Origin of the sequence: Escherichia sp. KTE159, from assembly GCF_000408805.1 — a bacterium.
GTDB classification, from domain to species: domain Bacteria; phylum Pseudomonadota; class Gammaproteobacteria; order Enterobacterales; family Enterobacteriaceae; genus Escherichia; species Escherichia marmotae.
The window spans coordinates 780,709-801,115 of record NZ_KE137292.1 but is presented as its reverse complement, the minus strand read 5'-3'; the positions used below and the strand labels follow the sequence as shown (position 1 = coordinate 801,115).

At 49.6% G+C, this 20,407-nt stretch carries 16 protein-coding genes; 3 read left to right on the top strand and 13 right to left on the bottom strand.

Annotated features, from left to right (window positions below):
• Positions 1-19: 19 nt before the first annotated feature.
• The 13 genes from kdsB to A31E_RS17770 all read right to left on the bottom strand — a co-directional run bounded on the left by kdsB (position 20) and on the right by A31E_RS17770 (position 14,853).
• Positions 20-766, bottom strand: a complete 747-nt coding sequence (kdsB, locus tag A31E_RS17710) for a 3-deoxy-manno-octulosonate cytidylyltransferase (protein ID WP_000011587.1) — start codon at positions 764-766, stop codon at positions 20-22.
• A complete protein-coding gene (ycaR, locus tag A31E_RS17715; RefSeq protein WP_000350069.1) occupies positions 763-945 on the bottom strand; it encodes a protein YcaR in 183 nt (60 codons plus the stop codon). The genes kdsB and ycaR overlap by 4 nt, the downstream gene beginning before the upstream one ends.
• A 51-nt stretch (positions 946-996) precedes the next feature.
• Positions 997-2,229, bottom strand: a complete 1,233-nt coding sequence (gene ycaQ / locus A31E_RS17720; RefSeq protein WP_016248552.1) for a crosslink repair DNA glycosylase YcaQ — start codon at positions 2,227-2,229, stop codon at positions 997-999.
• Between the two features lie 35 nt (positions 2,230-2,264).
• Positions 2,265-3,251 carry a tetraacyldisaccharide 4'-kinase gene (gene lpxK, locus A31E_RS17725; protein WP_001516115.1) on the bottom strand — a complete coding sequence of 329 codons (987 nt, stop codon included), beginning with the start codon at positions 3,249-3,251 and terminating at the stop codon, positions 2,265-2,267.
• Complete coding sequence (gene msbA, locus A31E_RS17730; protein ID WP_000551252.1) at positions 3,248-4,996, bottom strand: lipid A ABC transporter ATP-binding protein/permease MsbA; 1,749 nt, start codon at positions 4,994-4,996, stop codon at positions 3,248-3,250. Before msbA ends, lpxK begins: the two co-directional genes overlap by 4 nt.
• A 36-nt stretch (positions 4,997-5,032) precedes the next feature.
• The gene (locus tag A31E_RS17735; RefSeq protein ID WP_016248551.1) at positions 5,033-7,297 is read right to left on the bottom strand and encodes a ComEC family protein; all 2,265 of its coding nucleotides are present in this window, start codon (positions 7,295-7,297) and stop codon (positions 5,033-5,035) included.
• A gap of 205 nt (positions 7,298-7,502) precedes the next feature.
• The gene (gene ihfB, locus A31E_RS17740; RefSeq protein ID WP_000167336.1) at positions 7,503-7,787 is read right to left on the bottom strand and encodes an integration host factor subunit beta; all 285 of its coding nucleotides are present in this window, start codon (positions 7,785-7,787) and stop codon (positions 7,503-7,505) included.
• A 159-nt stretch (positions 7,788-7,946) separates the two neighbouring features.
• Positions 7,947-9,620 carry a 30S ribosomal protein S1 gene (gene rpsA / locus A31E_RS17745; RefSeq protein WP_000140327.1) on the bottom strand — a complete coding sequence of 558 codons (1,674 nt, stop codon included), beginning with the start codon at positions 9,618-9,620 and terminating at the stop codon, positions 7,947-7,949.
• 110 nt (positions 9,621-9,730) lie between these two features.
• A complete protein-coding gene (gene cmk / locus A31E_RS17750; protein ID WP_000125014.1) occupies positions 9,731-10,414 on the bottom strand; it encodes a (d)CMP kinase in 684 nt (227 codons plus the stop codon).
• 172 nt (positions 10,415-10,586) lie between these two features.
• On the bottom strand, positions 10,587-11,351 hold the full coding sequence (gene ycaL, locus A31E_RS17755; protein WP_016248550.1) for a metallopeptidase YcaL: 765 nt from the start codon (positions 11,349-11,351) through the stop codon (positions 10,587-10,589).
• A 168-nt stretch (positions 11,352-11,519) separates the two neighbouring features.
• Complete coding sequence (aroA, locus tag A31E_RS17760; RefSeq protein ID WP_016248549.1) at positions 11,520-12,803, bottom strand: 3-phosphoshikimate 1-carboxyvinyltransferase; 1,284 nt, start codon at positions 12,801-12,803, stop codon at positions 11,520-11,522.
• Positions 12,804-12,874: 71 nt separating this feature from the next.
• Positions 12,875-13,963 carry a 3-phosphoserine/phosphohydroxythreonine transaminase gene (gene serC / locus A31E_RS17765; protein ID WP_000057146.1) on the bottom strand — a complete coding sequence of 363 codons (1,089 nt, stop codon included), beginning with the start codon at positions 13,961-13,963 and terminating at the stop codon, positions 12,875-12,877.
• A gap of 197 nt (positions 13,964-14,160) precedes the next feature.
• Positions 14,161-14,853: a DUF421 domain-containing protein gene (locus tag A31E_RS17770; protein ID WP_000642842.1), complete on the bottom strand. Its 693-nt coding sequence runs from the start codon at positions 14,851-14,853 to the stop codon at positions 14,161-14,163.
• Between the two features lie 129 nt (positions 14,854-14,982).
• Here A31E_RS17770 and ycaO point away from each other — a divergent pair, with 129 nt between their 5' ends.
• The 3 genes from ycaO (at position 14,983) to pflB (ending at position 20,344) form a co-directional block, all read left to right on the top strand.
• On the top strand, positions 14,983-16,743 hold the full coding sequence (gene ycaO, locus A31E_RS17775) for a 30S ribosomal protein S12 methylthiotransferase accessory factor YcaO (protein ID WP_001516111.1): 1,761 nt from the start codon (positions 14,983-14,985) through the stop codon (positions 16,741-16,743).
• Positions 16,744-17,149: 406 nt separating this feature from the next.
• A complete protein-coding gene (focA, locus tag A31E_RS17780; protein WP_000642551.1) occupies positions 17,150-18,007 on the top strand; it encodes a formate transporter FocA in 858 nt (285 codons plus the stop codon).
• Between the two features lie 54 nt (positions 18,008-18,061).
• Positions 18,062-20,344: a formate C-acetyltransferase gene (gene pflB / locus A31E_RS17785; protein WP_001292821.1), complete on the top strand. Its 2,283-nt coding sequence runs from the start codon at positions 18,062-18,064 to the stop codon at positions 20,342-20,344.
• The last annotated feature ends 63 nt before the right edge of the window (positions 20,345-20,407 follow it).

Sequence of the window (20,407 nt, the reverse complement as noted above, 5' to 3'; positions counted from 1 at the left end):
GGAGTGTCGTGAAATTAACTTAGCGCATTTCAGCGCGAACGCGCTCGAGATCTTCAGGGGTATCCACACCTGTACCAGGAACTTCCCGGGCGACAGCAACATGGATTTTTTCGCCGTACCACAGTACGCGAAGCTGCTCTAACATTTCGATGTGTTCTAACGGGCTTGGCTGCCAGTTAACATAACGGCGGATAAAACCTGCACGGTAGCCATAAATACCGAGATGCCGCAGGAAATTATCACCAACGGTTTCCAGACTTTTTGCAAAACGGTCACGATCCCACGGAATGGTGGCACGTGAAAAGTAAAGCGCATAACCTTCAGCATCAAGAACCACTTTAACCGCATTCGGATTAAAGACTTCTTCCGCATTGTGGATAGGTACAGCCAGGGTAGCCATTCCCACTTCACGCTGGGCGAGATTATCGGCAACCTGACGAATGATTGTTGCAGGGATCATGGGTTCATCCCCCTGCACATTAACAATCACCGTATCGTCACTGAACGCGCATTTTTCGACAACTTCCGCCAGACGCTCAGTGCCTGATTGATGATCGGCGCGCGTCATGCATACTTCACCACCCGCAGCTTCAACGACGCGGGCGACATCGTCATGATCGGTTGCCACGATGATGCGATCGGCACCTGATTCGCGGGCGCGCTCAAGGACATGAACGATCATGGGCTTGCCGTTAATATCGACCAGCGGTTTACCGGGCAGACGCGTAGAAGCGTAGCGCGCGGGAATAATGACCACAAAACTCATGATTTACTCTCATCGGCAGTCAGTACACGGGCTTCCGTTTCCAGCAGAACTGGAATGCCATCGCGCAGCGGGAAAGCCAGGTTATCCAGTTTGCAAATCAGTTCTTGTTTTTCCTGGTTATACCAAAGTTTGCCGTTGCAAACCGGGCAGGCAACGATTTCAAGCAGACGATGATCCATAGTTCCTCCAGATGGATCGGGTTATGAATGCATAAATCTTATCATAATCATTTATGCGTAGGGGGCTATTTCCCAGCCAGTGCGGCAATCGGTAAAAAGATCGGGTGGGCAGCGCCCTAATGTCACTCGCGTCGCCTGCTGCCAGCTAGCAAAATCGGTAATCGCCTGGCGTAACCCTTTTTGAAGAGAAGCTGTCGGTTTGATGCCATCCTGTAACCAGAGGGAGATAACTTCAAGAACGCCCGCCTGGCGATGTATTTTGGCATCCATTCGCCCGACTAATTGCCCACGATGTAGTAACGGCAGAACGAAATAGCCATACTGGCGTTTCGGCGCTGGCGTGTAGCATTCCAGCCGGTAGCTAAAATCAAAAAGTTGCTCTGCACGTTTACGATCCCAGACGACAGGGTCAAAAGGTGACAGTACAGTGCTATGCGTCGCGGTTAGTTTCCCCGCGAGAGCTGTTTCGAGAAAAGGCAACAAGTCAGCATGCAGCCAGAGTTGTCCTAATCTCTCCACATTTATGGGGATAATTTGTTGCTGTTCAGCACATAGATCACGCCAGGCCGACAGTGCAGGACGTTTCAAACGATAATAATCCGCCAGCCACTGTTCGCGGAATATTCCCAGGCAACGCGCGCTGTTATCCAGCATGGCGATTTCTGCTTCTGTTTGCGAAACGAGATCACGCTCATCATCCCAGTGAGGCATGACGCGATGGGTTAGATCATAAACTCGCTGGAAGTTGCGCCGTTCAACTACCATGACTTTTCCGGCAGTAAATAAGCCTTCCAGATGCCGTTTATGGGGCTTCCACTCCCACCAACCGCTTGCCCCTTTTCGGGGATGTTCGAAATCGGCTGAACGTACCGGTCCGTTATCTTGTATGTGCTGAATTAACTGTTCAATTTCTGCTACATGTTCCTGCATCCAGGCGTCTTTGTATTTCCAGCCCATTTTTTCAGGTGCCAGCATTCGGTGGCGAATAAGACGAAAATCGCTACGCGGCATAAAACAGGCTTCATGCGCCCAGTACTCCATTAATTCGCCACGTGTCAGTGACTCATCCAGCCACTGCGGAGAATAATTACCAAGGCGACTAAAAAGTACCAGATAAGGGCTGCGGGCAACGATATTGATAGTGTCGATTTGTAGCAGGGAGATACGGGAGATAGTTGACAGGATATCTTCTGGCGACGCACGACGGCGGGATTTGTTTAACAGGCCTTGAGCGGCAAGGTGAAGATTACGCGCATCGGCAAGGGAAATATACGGCAGCGTCATCATGGCTCCATCTATTGAACGCTGCCGCGGCGGAATTAGTTGCCAGAAGCCAGCGAGGAAAGTTGCGCGAGCAGTTTCTCTGGTTCATCGCCCGAAAGCTGTGCGTCAACGGGCAAATACCACCAATTTTCTTCTGCAAAGGCCCGGCATTTCACCGCATCTTTTTCAGTCATGATCAGCGTTTGCCCGGCACTTAACAGTGCGCTGACATCCGCATGATTCAAAGACTGATGATCGGCCAGCGGAACACATTTTTCTGGTTGAACACCGCACATCTTCAGCGTGGCAAAAAAGCGCGGCGGGTGACCAATCCCCGCCATTGCTACCACATGTTCAAGTTGTGCAACATCACAACGCGTACCAGTACGCAAATTCACAGCCTGACCCGGCAGCAGATGCATTGGGATTTCACCATTGTGCGGTACACCGCCGTTGACGATTACCGCATCAACCGATTTTAAGCGCCCCGCTCGCTCACGCATTGGCCCCGCGGGCAACCACCAGCCATTACCAAAGCGACGCACACCATCGATGACGACAATTTCTACATCTCGCGCCAGGCGATAATGCTGTAGACCGTCGTCAGTCACGATGAGTTGTACATCAGGATGCTGCGCCAGAATCACTTTTACTGCATCAGAACGTTCGGGAGAAACCGCAACAGGCGCACCAGTGCGCTGATAAATAAGCACCGGTTCATCACCCGCCTGTGCCGTGGTGGTATCTGCCGACAGTAACAACGGATACGACTCGGCCTTACCGCCATACCCCCTTGACACCACACCAACGCGAACACCGCGTTTTTGCAGTTGTTCCACCAGCCAGACAACGACCGGGGTTTTTCCATTGCCACCTGCGGTGAGGTTACCGACCACCACAACTGGCACTGGCGCGCGCCATGCGCGTTTCAATTTTAATTTGTAGCAAAGACGGATTGCACCACTCACCAGGCCATACAGCCAGGAGAGTGGCAGCAACAGCCGCCACAAAGGCGATTCACCAGACCAGATTTTTTCAATCATTGGCCAAACTGCATTTTGTGAAGTTGCGCGTAGACACCACGGTGTTCAAGCAAATCGTTGTGCGTACCGCGTTCCACAATGACCCCGTCCTCGACGACCACAATTTCGTCTGCCTTTTCAATGGTAGACAAACGGTGGGCTATCACCAGTGAAGTACGGTTTTTCTGCAACTCATCCAGCGCCGCCTGAATTGCACGTTCAGATTCAGTATCCAGTGCCGAGGTGGCTTCGTCCAGAATCAGAATCGGGCTGTCACGCAACAAAGCACGAGCAATAGCAATACGCTGACGCTGACCGCCAGAAAGCAGTACACCGTTTTCGCCAATTACCGTATCGAGACCGTTATCCATCTTATTGATAAAGTCCATGGCATAAGCCATACGCGCCGCTTCTTCAATTTGCTCACGGCTGTACTGGTCAGTACGTGCGTAAGCAATGTTGTTGGCAACCGTATCGTTAAACAGATGGACATTCTGCGACACCAGCGCAACCTGATTACGCAATGACGCCAGGGTATACTCGCGTAGATCGTGACCATCCATCAGGATCTCGCCTTCATCGATATCGTAGAAGCGAGTGATTAAACTCGCGATGGTCGATTTACCCGAACCAGAACGTCCAACCAGAGCAACTGTTTTCCCTGCCGGGATTTTCAGGTTGATGTTACGCAAAGCGGGAACTTCACGCCCTGGATAGGTGAAGGTAACATTACGGAATTCCACATCGCCGGTAGCACGCTCAATCTCACGCTTACCTTCGTCTTTCTCCTGTTCACTATCCAGAATGGTGAACAGCGTCTGACAGGCCGCCATACCACGTTGGAACTGGGCGTTAACGTTGGTCAGCGATTTCAGCGGACGCATCAGTGCAATCATTGAAGAGAAAACAACGGTAATCGTACCGGCTGTCAGGCTATCCATCACACTTGGGAAGCTCGCCGCATACAGAACAAACGCCAGCGCCAAAGAAGCGATCAATTGAATGATCGGGTCAGAGATGGACGAGGCGGACACCATCTTCATCCCCTGCAAACGCATTTTGTTGCTGACCTTATCAAAACGCTTCGTTTCCACTTCCTGGCCACCAAAAATCAGCACTTCTTTGTGGCCTTTCAGCATCTGTTCCGCACTGGTGGTCACCTGCCCCATCGTGTTTTGCATGTTTTTACTGATGCTGCGAAAACGCTTCGATACGATACGAATTGCAATCGAGACAATGGGTGCCAGCACAATCAAAATGATCGATAACTGCCAACTGTAATAGAACATCATGGCGAACAAACCAATGATGGACGCACCTTCACGTACAACAGTAATCAGTGCGCCGGAAGATGACGAAGCAACCTGTTCAGAATCGTAAGTAATACGTGAAAGCAGAGTCCCGGTTGACTGTTTATCAAAAAATGAAACCGGCATTCCCATCATATGACCAAACAGGCGACGACGCATGGTCATTACCACTTTGCCAGATACCCAGGAGATACAGTAGCTGGAGATATAACTGGTGATACCACGTAAAATCATCAGCCCAATAACCACCAGCGGCATCCACATCAGCACGGAGCGATCTGTTTTACCAAAGCCATCATCAAGAAGTGGCTTAAGGAGCGATAACATGAAGGTATCGCTGGCCGCGTTGAGGATTAACGCTATGCCCGCCACGATCAGACCCGCTTTAAAAGGCGCAATGGTTGGCCACAGTCGGCGGAATGTCTGCCACGTAGAGAGATCTTTGTCGTTATGCATTCAAAAAACCAGCATTTGTTGAAATAGCCGCATATTCTACCCGTTATCCACTGGCACGCCAAACCACTGATGATACCAACGAGGTAAAATTTGCTCCCTTAGGCTGCGTACCAGCCAACCTTTCGCTGAAAAATCGACGGTTATTTGCCCCTGATGAGGGGTGTCAACCCATTGATATCCCTGAAGTTGATAACGTCTTTTAACTTTACTGGAGGGTAGTCGCCACGCGTTATAGCGCGATGCCGATGCCAGTGCCACTTTTCCATTCACACGCTGAATTAATGGCAATGATGATGAGGTATTACTACCGTGATGGGGCACCTGAAGTAATGTCGCCTGCACATGCTGCCAGTAACGACTTAGCATTTTTTGTTCAGCTAGTGCTTCAATATCACCAGTTAAAAGAATGCTATACATTCCGTCATCAACCTTAACCACACAGGAATGGTTATTTCCTTTATCGTTGCTACCTTGTAAAGGCCAGTGCACACTAAAACGTAATCCTTGCCACTGCCACGCTTCGCCACGCACACAGGGCTGATGATGCTCCCCATTTAAAGGGCTTCTGACCCATAACGTCGGCCAGGTACGTAATATCGAGTCCAGTCCTCCCCGATGATCCAGATGCTCATGGCTAAGAATGACGCCTTCCGGTTCAAGGTTATGCCAGCGTAGCCAGGGGATGATAATTTGTTGCCCGCTGTCGCCCTCCGGCCAGGCAAGTCCCGTATCATAGAGAATCGCTTTGCCATTTCTCGCAATCACCATTGCCAGTCCCTGGCCGACATCAAGCATATACACCTGCCACTCGTCGGGCTGTGGTTTTTGCCACAGCGGCCAGCACATCATAATGCCTCCAGCCACACACACCACTGGCAGTGTTCGCCATACGTTTAGTCGCCATACTATCAACAATAACCAGGGAGAAAATGATAGCCATTGCCAACGTTCAGCAATGTTGATCCATCCTTCCGGCAAACTCTTTAACCCCCAGAAAAGTAAAGCCAAAGACCTGTCGGCAAGCAACCATAAACCTTGCTCCACAATTAATGGTCCGCTTAAATGCACGATCATCGCGGCAAGCGTCAACGGAACAGTAATAAATGTCACTAAAGGAATGGCAAATAGATTTGCTATAAACGAGGTCAGGCTAATGCCATGAAATATGACGATTTGTACAGGCATTAACAGGAGCGTTATTCCCAGTTGCAGATGGATGAGAGAAACCATCGCACGCACTGCAGGTGGCAGCGACCATACCGGACAGGGAAACCACTGATACCAAAAAATAAGCGCCGCCACCGCGGCGGCAGAGAGCCACAAGCTTTGCGAGAGAATGGCAACAGGGTCCATCAGCAATATTACTGCAAGGCAGCATATCCACACATCCCAGCCACTCCATTGTCGACCACTTAACTTAAGCATTCCCCACGTTGCAAGCGCCACTACGGTACGCAATGCGGGAGGTTGCATACCAGTCAACCATGCATAAAAAGCAGCACAGCAAATTCCGCCAATTAATGGTATCTGCCAATGGATCCAACGCCCAGGAAGGAAAATTTGCCCACTGCGAATAAGCCCTGCCGCCAGTAATGCCACAAAAGCAATGTGTAATCCCGATATCGCCATTAAATGCGCTGTACCGGTATTGCGCATAATATTTTTGATTTCTCTGGGTACAGATAACCGTTCACCCATACCTAAACCAAGAATGACCGTTTTCCACGGATAGGGTTGCAGAGACGTTTGTAAAGAGGCCAGATATTGCGCTCGCAGACTACAACTCGCTTCAATGACGCTTGCCTGCAGAAAGCGCCCGGTGAGCGGCTGATGCTGGGCAATGGCATAACGCTGGCTGTCAAAGCCGCCATCATTAAGCTGGCCGTGAACCGCACGAACGTTGAGTTTCATTGACCATTGTTGTCCGGCACAAACTGCTTGCGGCAGATATTCGCCATACAGCACAATGCCTGGCGCAGGAAAAAGACGTCGGCCTTGTAAGTGGGTAATTTGAGCGTAATGAGTGGTCATGCCATCAGTGGCAGTAATCTCGACGATTGCATCCTGCGTCGCACCAGCTAAGGCTTCTCCTACCCATATAACTTGCTTCGCCGCCAGTACGCCCCAAAGAAAAAACAGCAATATCAGCGTGAAATAACGAACAGCTTTAACAGGAATAAATGCCAGTACGCAGGCGAAAGTTGTAAGAACTGCAGTGGCTAACGTCCCGGGTAGTTGCGGTAATACCAGCAGTGGAAAAATCCCACAAATTACGCATACGCTGATCGTCGTTACTTTCATGCACCCCTCCCTGTTTTGGAAAGTGTGCAACTTTGTTCGGCAGTTGTCTGGTGGGTGTTTTGCTTTGCCCGAGGCGCGTTCAGAAGAATTTAACAGGAAGATGAAAACTGTACACAACTCTGCGAGACATCTTCCAGATTCAGATTACAGAAATGAAAAAAGCACCCGACAGGTGCTTTTTTCGCGTTCAAGTTTGTGTAAAAACTCAACCGTAAATATTGGCGCGATCGCGCAGTTCTTTACCTGGTTTAAAGTGAGGAACGTATTTTCCTTCCAGTTCTACTTTATCGCCAGTTTTCGGATTACGTCCGGTACGAGGTGCGCGGTAGTGCAAAGAGAAACTGCCGAAACCGCGGATTTCAATACGCTCGCCCTGCGCAAGAGTCGAGGCCATATGCTCCAGCATCTCTTTTACTGCATCTTCAACCGTCTTGGCGGGAATGTGCGATTGCTGGGTGGCAAGTCTTTCTATCAATTCTGACTTGGTCATGATTCCTCCGGTTCCTTAAAGGCAAATTTAGCGGCTGCTGTTGCTGCATTGATTAAGGGCGGCCGTAGCCGCCCTTAGTGCTTGATTACAGGACGAAACCTGCAATCTGTCAAGTAAACTCAACAAACTTCGGAATAAAAATCCCGAAGAGTCAGAGAATTACTCGCCTTTAGCTGCTTTGAAAGCTTCAGCCATTGCGTTGTTGGAGAAGTTTGCATCTTCCTGTTTGTTAACAGTTGCGATTGCATCTTTCTCGTCAGCTTCGTCTTTCGCACGAACAGACAGGCTGATTGCGCGGTTTTTACGATCAACGCCGGTGAATTTAGCTTCAACTTCGTCGCCAACGCTCAGAACCAGGGTAGCATCTTCAACGCGGTCACGGGATGCTTCAGAAGCACGCAGGTAACCTTCAACGCCGTCAGCCAGTTCTACGGTTGCGCCTTTAGCGTCAACTGCAGTTACTTTACCGGTTACGATAGCGCCTTTCTTGTTCAGAGCAACCCAGTTGTTGAACGGATCTTCTGCGAGCTGCTTAACGCCCAGGGAGATACGTTCACGTTCTGCGTCAACCTGCAGAACAACTGCAGCGATTTCGTCGCCTTTTTTGTATTCACGAACTGCTTCTTCGCCTGCAACGTTCCAGGAGATGTCAGACAGGTGAACCAGGCCATCGATGCCGCCGTCCAGGCCGATGAAGATACCGAAGTCAGTGATAGACTTGATTTTACCTTCAACACGGTCACCCTTGTTGTGGGTTTCCGCGAACTGCTGCCACGGGTTAGCTTTGCACTGTTTCAGACCCAGGGAGATACGACGACGTTCTTCGTCGATATCCAGAACCATAACTTCCACTACATCGCCAACGTTAACAACTTTGGACGGGTGGATGTTTTTGTTGGTCCAATCCATTTCGGAAACGTGTACCAGGCCTTCAACGCCTTCTTCGATTTCAACGAAGCAGCCGTAGTCGGTCAGGTTGGTTACGCGACCAGTCAGTTTAGTACCTTCCGGATAACGTTTAGCGATAGCTACCCACGGATCTTCGCCCAGTTGTTTCAGGCCCAGGGATACACGGGTACGTTCGCGGTCGAACTTCAGCACTTTAACAGTGATTTCGTCGCCCACGTTGACGATTTCGCTCGGATGCTTAACGCGTTTCCAGGCCATGTCAGTGATGTGCAGCAGGCCGTCAACGCCGCCCAGATCAACGAATGCACCGTAGTCAGTGAGGTTCTTAACGATACCTTTAACTTCCATGCCTTCCTGCAGGTTTTCCAGCAGTTGATCGCGCTCTGCGCTGTTTTCGGATTCGATAACGGCACGACGAGAAACAACAACGTTGTTGCGCTTCTGATCCAGCTTGATTACTTTGAATTCAAGCTCTTTGCCTTCCAGGTGCAGAGTGTCACGCACCGGACGAACATCTACCAGAGAACCTGGCAGGAACGCACGAATACCGTTCAGCTCAACAGTGAAGCCGCCCTTAACTTTGCCGTTGATAACACCGGTAACAGTTTCAGCATCTTCGTAAGCTTTTTCCAGCGTGATCCAGGCTTCGTGACGTTTAGCTTTCTCACGGGACAGCAGAGTTTCACCGAAGCCGTCTTCTACTGCGTCCAGAGCAACGTCAACTTCGTCACCTACCTGGATTTCCAGCTCGCCCTGGGCGTTTTTGAACTGCTCAGCCGGGATGGCAGACTCAGATTTCAGACCAGCGTCAACCAGTACTACATCTTTGTCGATAGCAACAACAACGCCACGAACGATAGAACCCGGGCGGGTTTCGATTTCTTTTAAGGACTCTTCAAAGAGTTGAGCAAAAGATTCAGTCATGTTTAATCTTCAGGTTTATATTTAACGTCCACCTGGCTCCGTGCCGGATGGGGTTGTTTAACATACCCGCTGTCATTCCATTGCAGCGGGGGTACTGCAAATTCGGTCGCTTATGCGAGAGCCAATTTTTGGCGCGCGTAGTGTAACGCTTTTTCAATCACTTGCTCAATGCTTAAGGTGGTGGAATCCAACACTAAAGCATCGGCTGCCGGAACCAACGGCGCTACCGCGCGATTACGATCGCGGTCGTCGCGTTCTTTGATCTCGGCCAAAAGGCGCTCAAAGTTAACACTAAAGCCCTTCTCCTGCAACTGTAGCATGCGGCGATGTGCACGTTCTTCTGAGGAGGCGTCAAGGAAAATTTTCACTGGTGCATCAGGGAATACCACCGTTCCCATATCGCGGCCATCGGCAATCAGGCCAGGTAATTCGCGAAATGCGCGTTGGCGACGCAATAATGCTTCGCGAACACGGGGAAATGCCGCGACTTGTGAAGCGGCATTCGCCACTTCCTGGGTGCGAATTTCACCACTGACATCTTCCCCTTCGAGGATCACTTCCAGATTGCCATTGGTCGATACAAAACGTACATCCAGGTGGGATGCCAGTGGCACCAGAGCATCTTCCGACGCCACATCAACATGGTGATGTAATGCCGCCAGTGCCAGTACGCGATAAATTGCACCCGAGTCCAGCAGATGCCATTGCAACGCTTCCGCCATAGCCTTACACAAAGTGCCTTTCCCTGCACCGCTTGGGCCATCAATGGTAATAACCGGGGCAATTGCCGTCATCTTTATCTCCTTAAAACAGGCGTACCGTTAACATAACCGCGCGCATTATACGCGCCAGCGCCACAAATCGTTAACGTTGTGTGCAAAAACCAGTTTTGTCTGTATTCAGATGGGGATTTATTGCGCAATTATAGCGGGCTGGCGAAAGACCAGCCCGAAAGATGACAATGATTTACTTACCAGAGGCGATACGGTCACGGATGTGTTGTGCACGCTCTGTTGATGGTGGATGAGAGTCAAACATAGACTGGGTACGACCGCCATCCAGGCTGGCCAGTTTTTCAAAGCTACCGACCAGTCCCTGGGTGTTGATGCCACGTTTCTTCAGCAGATCAAAGGAGAAATCATCTGCTTCGGACTCTTTATCGCGGGAGTACTTAGCATTGATAGCGCCTTCTGCGATATCGCCTAATTGTGAACGGGAAAGCTGAGAAGCCACACCGCTGGTTGCGGAAATCGCATCACGTGCGGCAACAATCGCATAAGAGGCTTTCATTTCAGCCAGCGAGTGACCCAATGCAACGTGCCCCAATTCATGGCCCAGAACGCCTTCAATTTCATTGTCGTTCATCATGTCCATCAGGCCACTGTAGACACGAACACAGCCGTTTGCCATCGCCCATGCGTTAACGTCGCTGGTCATATATACCTTATAGTTGACCGGCGTACCGTTAATATTGCTACCCAATGCTTTGGCGATTTTTGCCAGACGTTTACCGTACTTGCTGGATTTGCTAGCGACTTTGTTGCCGCTGTCCATTTCGACACAACCCTGATTGGCAATCGCTTTTGCATCGGCATCGCTTAACGTTACAGCTTTATAGGCATTTAAACCGGAGCTGATAGCCAGATCGGTATTAATACCGTGCGTATTCTGACACCCTGTCAGTAATGCTGCAGAGGCCGCAATCGCCAGCAGTAATTTAGTATTCTTCATGTGAATCATCCGTTGATTAATCATACATAAATATTATGTATCAACAACTTACATTGACAACTAACGCTACCATTAATACGAATGGCTCACAATGTCCGAAAAAAAACGCCGACAATAAACCGACGTTTTGATAAAGAAAGATCTGTCTATTTATTGCCTGATATTCGTTCAGGCTGGTTGGCTAATACGTTCCAGTTGCTCGAAGTAATCCGGGAATGTTTTAGCCGTACATTTAGGATCAAGAATCGTCACCGGCGTATCTGACAATGCTACCAGCGAGAAACACATTGCCATTCGGTGATCGTTATAAGTGGCGATCCCGGCAAATTTCAGTTTTTCTGGCGGCGTAATGCGAATGAAATCATATCCCTCTTCCACTTCTGCGCCGACCTTACGTAATTCGGTCGCCATCGCAAACAGACGATCCGTCTCTTTAACGCGCCAGTTATAAATATTGCGCAGCGTGGTAGTGCCTTTAGCAAATAGCGCCGTCGTAGCGATAGTCATCGCCGCATCGGGAATATGGTTCATATCCATGTCGATAGCGTTCAGTTCACCACGCGTGCAGGCAATATAATCATCGCCCCAGCTAATGGTCGCCCCCATTTTTTCCAGTACGTCAGCAAAGCGAATATCACCCTGCATACTGTTGCGTCCAATGCCAGTCACTTTTACCGTACCGCCTTTAATCGCTGCTGCAGCGAGAAAGTAAGACGCCGAGGATGCATCCCCTTCCACTAAATAGTGGCCCGGTGACTGATAAGATTGACCGCCTTTTACTACAAATTGTTGATATTGCTTATTTTCAATCTCAACACCAAACGTCTTCATCAGGTTGAGCGTGATATCGATATAAGGTTTAGAAACCAGATCACCTTTAATCCGAATAACCGTATCTTCCGGCGCAAGCGGTGCGGCCATTAATAGTGCGGTGAGGAACTGACTGGAAACAGAGCCATCAACTTCGACATTGCCGCCAGTAAAACCCCCCTGTAAACGCAACGGTGGATAATTTTCTTGTTCCAGGTAAGCGATTTTTGCCCCGCCCTGGCGCAGCGCATCGACCAGATGACCGATCGGGCGTTCTTTCATACGCGGTTCACCGGTCAGGACAATATTATTGCTTCCCAGACAAAGTGCCGCCGCCAGAGGACGCATCGCTGTCCCCGCATTACCGAGAAATAACTCCAGCGCACTTTCTGCGTGTAATGGACCGCCGTTACCGATAATTTCGCAACGCGTACGATCAGCAGAAAGCGTATAGCTCACCCCCAACGCCTGCAGTGCATTCAGCATATGGCGAACATCGTCGCTATCCAGCAGATTGGTTAATACGGTTTTGCCGTGTGCTAATGCCGCCAGCAATAAAGCGCGGTTAGAAACGCTCTTGGAACCGGGCAGATTAATGGTGCCATCAACACGGGCGATGGGTTGTAACGTCAGGGATTCCATGAACTCAACTCTCTACAACAGAAATAAAAACCCCACAGTCTGGCTGTGGGGGATTAAGCAAAATTTCGGCATTAGCCGTGACGGCGTTCGAACTCAACCATGAAGTCTGTCAGCGCTTTAACACCTTCCAGCGGCATGGCATTATAAATAGACGCGCGCATTCCGCCGACCACACGGTGACCTTTCAACGCATGAAGGCCCGCAGCGAAAGACTCTTCGAGGAACAACTTGTCAAGCGCACTGTCCGCCAACTGGAACGGCACATTCATCCGCGAACGGTTATCTTTTGCGACATCATTACGATAGAAATCGCTGTTATCTATTACGCCATACAGCAGTTCTGCTTTTTGCTGATTGATGTTGTCCATTGCAGCCACACCGCCGTTCGCTTTCAGCCATTTGAAGACCAGGCCAGATAAGTACCAGGCAAAGGTCGGCGGCGTATTAAACATGGAATCGTTATCGTTAAGGATGGAGTAATCCAGAATCGACGGGCATGCGATATTCGCTTTACCCAGTAAGTCTTCGCGAACGATGACGATCGTCAGGCCAGCCGGGCCGATATTTTTCTGCGCGCCAGCGTAAATCACGCCGTAGCGGCTGACATCAATCGGGCGGGAAAGAATCGTTGAAGAGAAATCGGCAGCGACTACCACATCTTTACCAAAGTCTGGCGTTTCATCGATGGCAATACCATCGATAGTTTCATTCGGGCAATAATGCATATAAGCAGCATTATCAGAGAGTTGCCATTCACGCATTGGCTTAACCGCGCGCAAACCATCAACAGTCACTTTGGCGTCAAACACATTTGGCGTGCAGTATTTTTTCGCTTCTTTGATGGCGCTTGCCGCCCAGTAGCCGGCATCAACATAATCTGCAGTGGTTTTATCACCGAGAATATTCAGCGGTACAGCCGCAAACTGACCCCGACCGCCACCATGGCAGAACAATACTTTATAGTTGGAGGGGACGTTAAGAAGATCGCGAAAATCCTTCTCGGCTTCCTCTGCAACCTGAATGAATTCTTTGCCGCGGTGGCTCACTTCCATCACCGACGTACCAAGACCGTTCCAGTCGCGCAGTTCCTGTTGAGCCTGTTTAAGCACCTCTGCCGGTAGCATTGCCGGACCAGAACTAAAATTGAAGATTTGAGCCATTTCCCCTCACCACGTTGCGTTGTTATTGACCCACGGTAATCGATTGCGACCCTGGGTAATACGTTATTCCTGTGACTATCGGTTTTATCATTCAGTGACGCGCGTCGCAATGGGTAAAACTGTTGCGGGTAAAAATGTGGTCCGCGTCACACAACAGAATATCTCGGATTCTAGTCAAAAAGCCGCTGTTTTTGCTGTCAGGTCACCCGTTTTACCCGACTTGCCTTCGTCCATTCTGGATTTGCACAGCGGGGACATAATTGTTTTTCACCTGCTTCCATATGAATGATTTCACTGCAACGGATACAGGCGTAGTCCGCCGACTCCGGCACCACTTTATAACGCTGAGTACAATCACTGGGTAAAATAAGTAATCCCGGTTTCACCTTTTCATCTTCAAAGAAATAGACGCTGATTTGCCCGTTGGTTTCAAGAATAGCCAGACGAACCTGTCCCAGTTGTTCCACACCACGCAACCGTAGCTCCATAAAAAACTCAAATTCCGTCATGTTGGAGTTATTAAGTTTCGACCAGGCCAGCTCACCATCTTCAATAATGACAACCGGCTTACCCTCCAACAGATCTTCCAGTTTTTCACTGTGCGCCATCGACCACATCACCAGGCGATATAACAACGCCAGAGTAATAAAGACAATAAGTACCGGGATCATCGGCACATCGTCATAAAATGCCACATCCCCAGCCGCCGACCCTAGTGTCAAAATGATTAACACTTCAAACAGCGACATTTGCCGCACGCCGCGTCTTCCGGTCATTTTGAGGAACAGAAAGACCAACACAAAGGTATAGAGACTGCGTAGGGCAACTTCGCCAAGGAAATCAAAAGGCACTTTATCGAATGCCATACGGTGGAGATCGAACGCCTTCATTTTTATGCTCTTATCGTGGTTTATCCACTAAAAGCATAGTCAACAGTTCATCGGCATGGCGGCGGTGATAGCGCCTTTGAGATAAAACCCGTATTATTGCGCGCTTTCCGTACGACTAAAGTGATTTTCATGACACAAACATTTATCCCCGGCAAAGATGCCGCTCTGGAAGATTCCATCGCTCGCTTCCAGCAAAAACTCTCCGACCTCGGTTTTCAAATTGAAGAAGCTTCCTGGCTGAATCCGGTGCCTAACGTCTGGTCTGTACACATCCGCGATAAAGAGTGCGCGCTATGTTTTACCAACGGTAAAGGCGCAACCAAAAAGGCGGCGCTGGCTTCTGCCCTCGGTGAATATTTCGAGCGTCTCTCTACTAACTACTTTTTTGCTGATTTCTGGCTGGGCGAAACCATCGCCAACGGCCCGTTCGTGCATTATCCCAACGAAAAATGGTTCCCACTGACCGAAAACGACGATGTGCCGGAAGGCCTGCTTGATGACCGTCTGAGGGCATTTTACGACCCGGAGAATGAACTGACCGGCAGTATGCTGATTGATCTGCAATCCGGTAATGAAGATCGCGGTATTTGCGGCCTGCCGTTTACTCGCCAGTCCGACAATCAAACCGTTTATATTCCGATGAATATTATCGGTAACCTGTATGTTTCCAACGGTATGTCCGCTGGTAATACCCGCAACGAAGCGCGCGTCCAGGGATTATCCGAAGTTTTTGAACGCTATGTGAAAAACCGCATCATCGCTGAAAGCATCAGCCTGCCAGAGATCCCGGCTGATGTGCTGGCACGTTATCCGGCGGTGGTTGAAGCCATCGAAACGCTGGAAGCGGAAGGTTTCCCAATCTTTGCTTATGATGGTTCGCTTGGCGGTCAGTATCCGGTGATCTGCGTGGTACTGTTCAACCCGGCTAACGGCACTTGCTTTGCCTCTTTCGGCGCACATCCTGATTTTGGCGTTGCACTGGAACGTACCGTGACTGAACTGCTGCAGGGCCGCAGTTTGAAGGACCTGGATGTATTTACTCCGCCAACCTTCGACGATGAAGAAGTAGCTGAACATACCAACCTCGAAACGCACTTTATTGATTCCAGCGGTTTGATCTCCTGGGATCTGTTCAAGCAGGATGCCGATTATCCGTTTGTCGACTGGAATTTCTCCGGCACCACTGAAGAAGAGTTCGCCACGCTGATGGCTATCTTCAATAAGGAAGGTAAAGACGTTTATATTGCTGATTATGAGCATCTGGGTGTCTACGCTTGCCGTATTATCGTGCCGGGCATGTCCGATATTTATCCGGCAGAAGATTTGTGGATGGCGAATAACAGTATGGGCAGCCATTTACGAGAAACGATTCTGTCGCTGCCAGGCAGTGAATGGGAAAAAGAAGATTACCTGAACCTCATCGAGCAACTGGATGAAGAAGGTTTTGACGATTTTACCCGCGTACGTGAGCTGCTGGGTCTGGCAACGGGGTCGGACAACGGCTGGTATACCCTGCGTATCGGTGAACTGAAAGCCATGCTGGCGCTGGCTGGTGGCGACCTGGAACAGGCTCTGGTCTGGACCGAATGGACGATGGAGTTTAACTCATCGGTGTTCAGCCCGGAGCGCGCGAACTATTATCGCTGCCTGCAAACCTTACTGCTGCTTGCTCAGGAAGAAGATCGTCAGCCACTGCAATATCTGAACGCGTTTGTTCGCATGTACGGTGCTGATGCGGTAGAAGCTGCCAGCGCAGCCATGAGTGGCGAAGCCGCGTTTTATGGCCTGCAACCGGTAGACAACGATCTACATGCGTTTGCCGCACATCAGTCACTGCTGAAAGCTTACGAAAAACTGCAACACGCCAAAGCGGCATTCTGGACAAAATAAAATCAAATAGCCTACGCAATGTAGGCTTAATGATTAGTCTGAGTTATATTACGGGGCGTTTTTTTAATGCCCCGCTTTACATATATTTGCATTAATAAAATAATTGTAATTATAAAGTTAAATATCGGTAATTTATATTTAATAAATACGATCGATATTGTTACTTTATTTGCCTGATGCCCCCCTTTTAATTAACTGTTTTAGCGGAGGATGCGGAAAAAATTCAACTCATTTGTTAATTTTTAAAATTTATTTTTATTTGGATAATCAAATACTTACTCCGTATTTGCATAAAAACCATGCGACTTACGGGCCTATAAGCCAGGCGAGATATGATCTATATCAATTTCTCATCTATAATGCTTTGTTAGTATCTCGTCGCCGACTTAATAAAGAGAGAGTTAGTGTGAAAGCTGACAACCCTTTTGATCTTTTACTTCCTGCAGCAATGGCCAAAGTGGCCGAAGAGGCAGGTGTCTATAAAGCAACGAAACATCCGCTTAAGACTTTCTATCTGGCGATTACCGCCGGTGTTTTCATCTCAATCGCATTCGTCTTCTATATCACAGCAACCACTGGCACAGGCACAATGCCCTTCGGCATGGCAAAACTGGTTGGCGGCATTTGCTTCTCTCTGGGGCTGATTCTTTGTGTTGTCTGCGGTGCCGATCTCTTTACTTCTACCGTGTTGATTGTTGTTGCCAAGGCGAGTGGGCGTATCACCTGGGGTCAGTTGGCGAAAAACTGGCTGAATGTCTATTTTGGCAACCTGGTCGGCGCGTTGTTATTTGTACTTTTAATGTGGCTTTCCGGCGAGTATATGACCGCCAATGGTCAATGGGGGCTGAACGTCCTACAAACCGCCGACCACAAAGTGCACCATACTTTTATTGAGGCCGTCTGCCTCGGTATCCTGGCTAACCTGATGGTATGCCTGGCGGTATGGATGAGCTATTCTGGCCGCAGCCTGATGGACAAAGCGTTTATCATGGTGCTGCCGGTCGCGATGTTTGTTGCCAGCGGTTTTGAGCACAGTATCGCAAACATGTTTATGATCCCGATGGGTATTGTAATCCGCGACTTCGCTACACCGGAATTCTGGACCGCTGTCGGTTCAGCACCGGAAAATTTTTCTCACCTGACCGTGATGAACTTCATCACTGATAACCTGATTCCGGTTACGATCGGCAATATTATCGGCGGTGGTTTGTTGGTTGGGTTGACATACTGGGTCATTTACCTGCGTGAAAACGACAACCATTAATGGCTGTCGAAGTACGCAGTAAATAAAAAATCCACTTAAGAAGGTAGGTGTTACATGTCCGAGCTTAATGAAAAGTTAGCCACAGCCTGGGAAGGTTTTACCAAAGGTGACTGGCAGAATGAAGTAAACGTCCGTGACTTCATTCAGAAAAACTACACTCCGTACGAGGGTGACGAGTCCTTCCTGGCTGGCGCTACTGAAGCGACCACTACCCTGTGGGACAAAGTAATGGAAGGCGTTAAACTGGAAAACCGCACTCACGCGCCAGTTGACTTTGACACCGCTGTTGCTTCCACCATCACCTCTCACGACGCTGGCTACATCAACAAGCAGCTTGAGAAAATCGTTGGTCTGCAGACTGAAGCTCCGCTGAAACGTGCTCTTATCCCGTTCGGTGGTATCAAAATGATCGAAGGTTCCTGCAAAGCGTACAACCGCGAACTGGATCCGATGATCAAAAAAATCTTCACTGAATACCGTAAAACTCACAACCAGGGCGTGTTCGACGTTTACACTCCGGACATCCTGCGTTGCCGTAAATCCGGTGTTCTGACCGGTCTGCCAGATGCTTATGGCCGTGGTCGTATCATCGGTGACTACCGTCGCGTTGCGCTGTACGGTATCGACTACCTGATGAAAGATAAACTGGCACAGTTCACCTCTCTGCAGGCTGATCTGGAAAACGGCGTAAACCTGGAACAGACCATTCGTCTGCGCGAAGAAATCGCTGAACAGCACCGCGCTCTGGGTCAGATGAAAGAAATGGCTGCTAAATACGGCTACGACATCTCTGGTCCGGCTACCAATGCTCAGGAAGCTATCCAGTGGACTTACTTCGGCTACCTGGCTGCTGTTAAGTCTCAGAACGGTGCTGCAATGTCCTTCGGTCGTACCTCCACCTTCCTGGACGTGTACATCGAACGTGACCTGAAAGCTGGTAAAATCACCGAACAAGAAGCGCAGGAAATGGTTGACCACCTGGTCATGAAACTGCGTATGGTTCGCTTCCTGCGTACTCCGGAGTACGATGAACTGTTCTCTGGTGACCCGATCTGGGCAACCGAATCTATCGGTGGTATGGGTCTCGACGGTCGTACGCTGGTTACCAAAAACAGCTTCCGTTTCCTGAACACCCTGTACACCATGGGTCCGTCTCCGGAACCGAACATGACCATTCTGTGGTCTGAAAAACTGCCGCTGAACTTCAAGAAATTCGCCGCTAAAGTGTCCATCGACACCTCTTCTCTGCAGTATGAGAACGATGACCTGATGCGTCCGGACTTCAACAACGATGACTATGCTATCGCTTGCTGCGTAAGCCCGATGATCGTTGGTAAACAAATGCAGTTCTTCGGTGCGCGTGCAAACCTGGCGAAAACCATGCTGTACGCAATCAACGGCGGCGTTGACGAAAAACTGAAAATGCAGGTTGGTCCGAAATCTGAACCGATCAAAGGCGACGTCCTGAACTACGATGAAGTGATGGAGCGCATGGATCACTTCATGGACTGGCTGGCTAAACAGTACATCACTGCACTGAACATCATCCACTACATGCACGACAAGTACAGCTACGAAGCCGCTCTGATGGCGCTGCACGACCGTGACGTTATCCGCACCATGGCGTGTGGTATCGCTGGTCTGTCCGTTGCTGCTGACTCCCTGTCTGCAATCAAATATGCGAAAGTTAAACCGATTCGTGACGAAGACGGTCTGGCTATCGACTTCGAAATCGAAGGCGAATACCCGCAGTTTGGTAACAACGATCCGCGTGTAGATGACCTGGCTGTTGATCTGGTAGAACGTTTCATGAAGAAAATTCAGAAACTGCACACCTACCGTGACGCTATCCCGACTCAGTCTGTTCTGACCATCACTTCTAACGTTGTGTATGGTAAGAAAACCGGTAACACCCCAGACGGTCGTCGTGCTGGCGCACCGTTCGGACCGGGTGCTAACCCGATGCACGGTCGTGACCAGAAAGGTGCTGTAGCTTCTCTGACTTCCGTTGCTAAACTGCCGTTCGCTTACGCTAAAGATGGTATCTCTTACACCTTCTCTATCGTTCCGAACGCACTGGGTAAAGACGACGAAGTTCGTAAGACCAACCTGGCTGGTCTGATGGATGGTTACTTCCACCACGAAGCGTCCATCGAAGGTGGTCAGCACCTGAACGTAAACGTGATGAACCGTGAAATGCTGCTCGACGCAATGGAAAACCCGGAAAAATATCCGCAGTTGACCATCCGTGTATCTGGCTACGCAGTACGTTTCAACTCGCTGACTAAAGAACAGCAGCAGGACGTTATTACTCGTACCTTCACTCAATCTATGTAATTAGATTTGACTGAAATCGTACTGTAAAAAGCGTACAATAAAGGCTCCACGAAAGTGGGGCCT

Coding starts and splice junctions, on each gene's coding strand:
- kdsB (WP_000011587.1), bottom strand. CDS start 766: ATGAGTTTTGTGGTCATTATTCCCGCGCGCTACGCTTCTACGCGTCTG.
- ycaR (WP_000350069.1), bottom strand. CDS start 945: ATGGATCATCGTCTGCTTGAAATCGTTGCCTGCCCGGTTTGCAACGGC.
- ycaQ (WP_016248552.1), bottom strand. CDS start 2,229: ATGACGCTGCCGTATATTTCCCTTGCCGATGCGCGTAATCTTCACCTT.
- lpxK (WP_001516115.1), bottom strand. CDS start 3,251: ATGATTGAAAAAATCTGGTCTGGTGAATCGCCTTTGTGGCGGCTGTTG.
- msbA (WP_000551252.1), bottom strand. CDS start 4,996: ATGCATAACGACAAAGATCTCTCTACGTGGCAGACATTCCGCCGACTG.
- A31E_RS17735 (WP_016248551.1), bottom strand. CDS start 7,297: ATGAAAGTAACGACGATCAGCGTATGCGTAATTTGTGGGATTTTTCCA.
- ihfB (WP_000167336.1), bottom strand. CDS start 7,787: ATGACCAAGTCAGAATTGATAGAAAGACTTGCCACCCAGCAATCGCAC.
- rpsA (WP_000140327.1), bottom strand. CDS start 9,620: ATGACTGAATCTTTTGCTCAACTCTTTGAAGAGTCCTTAAAAGAAATC.
- cmk (WP_000125014.1), bottom strand. CDS start 10,414: ATGACGGCAATTGCCCCGGTTATTACCATTGATGGCCCAAGCGGTGCA.
- ycaL (WP_016248550.1), bottom strand. CDS start 11,351: ATGAAGAATACTAAATTACTGCTGGCGATTGCGGCCTCTGCAGCATTA.
- aroA (WP_016248549.1), bottom strand. CDS start 12,803: ATGGAATCCCTGACGTTACAACCCATCGCCCGTGTTGATGGCACCATT.
- serC (WP_000057146.1), bottom strand. CDS start 13,963: ATGGCTCAAATCTTCAATTTTAGTTCTGGTCCGGCAATGCTACCGGCA.
- A31E_RS17770 (WP_000642842.1), bottom strand. CDS start 14,853: ATGAAGGCGTTCGATCTCCACCGTATGGCATTCGATAAAGTGCCTTTT.
- ycaO (WP_001516111.1), top strand. CDS start 14,983: ATGACACAAACATTTATCCCCGGCAAAGATGCCGCTCTGGAAGATTCC.
- pflB (WP_001292821.1), top strand. CDS start 18,062: ATGTCCGAGCTTAATGAAAAGTTAGCCACAGCCTGGGAAGGTTTTACC.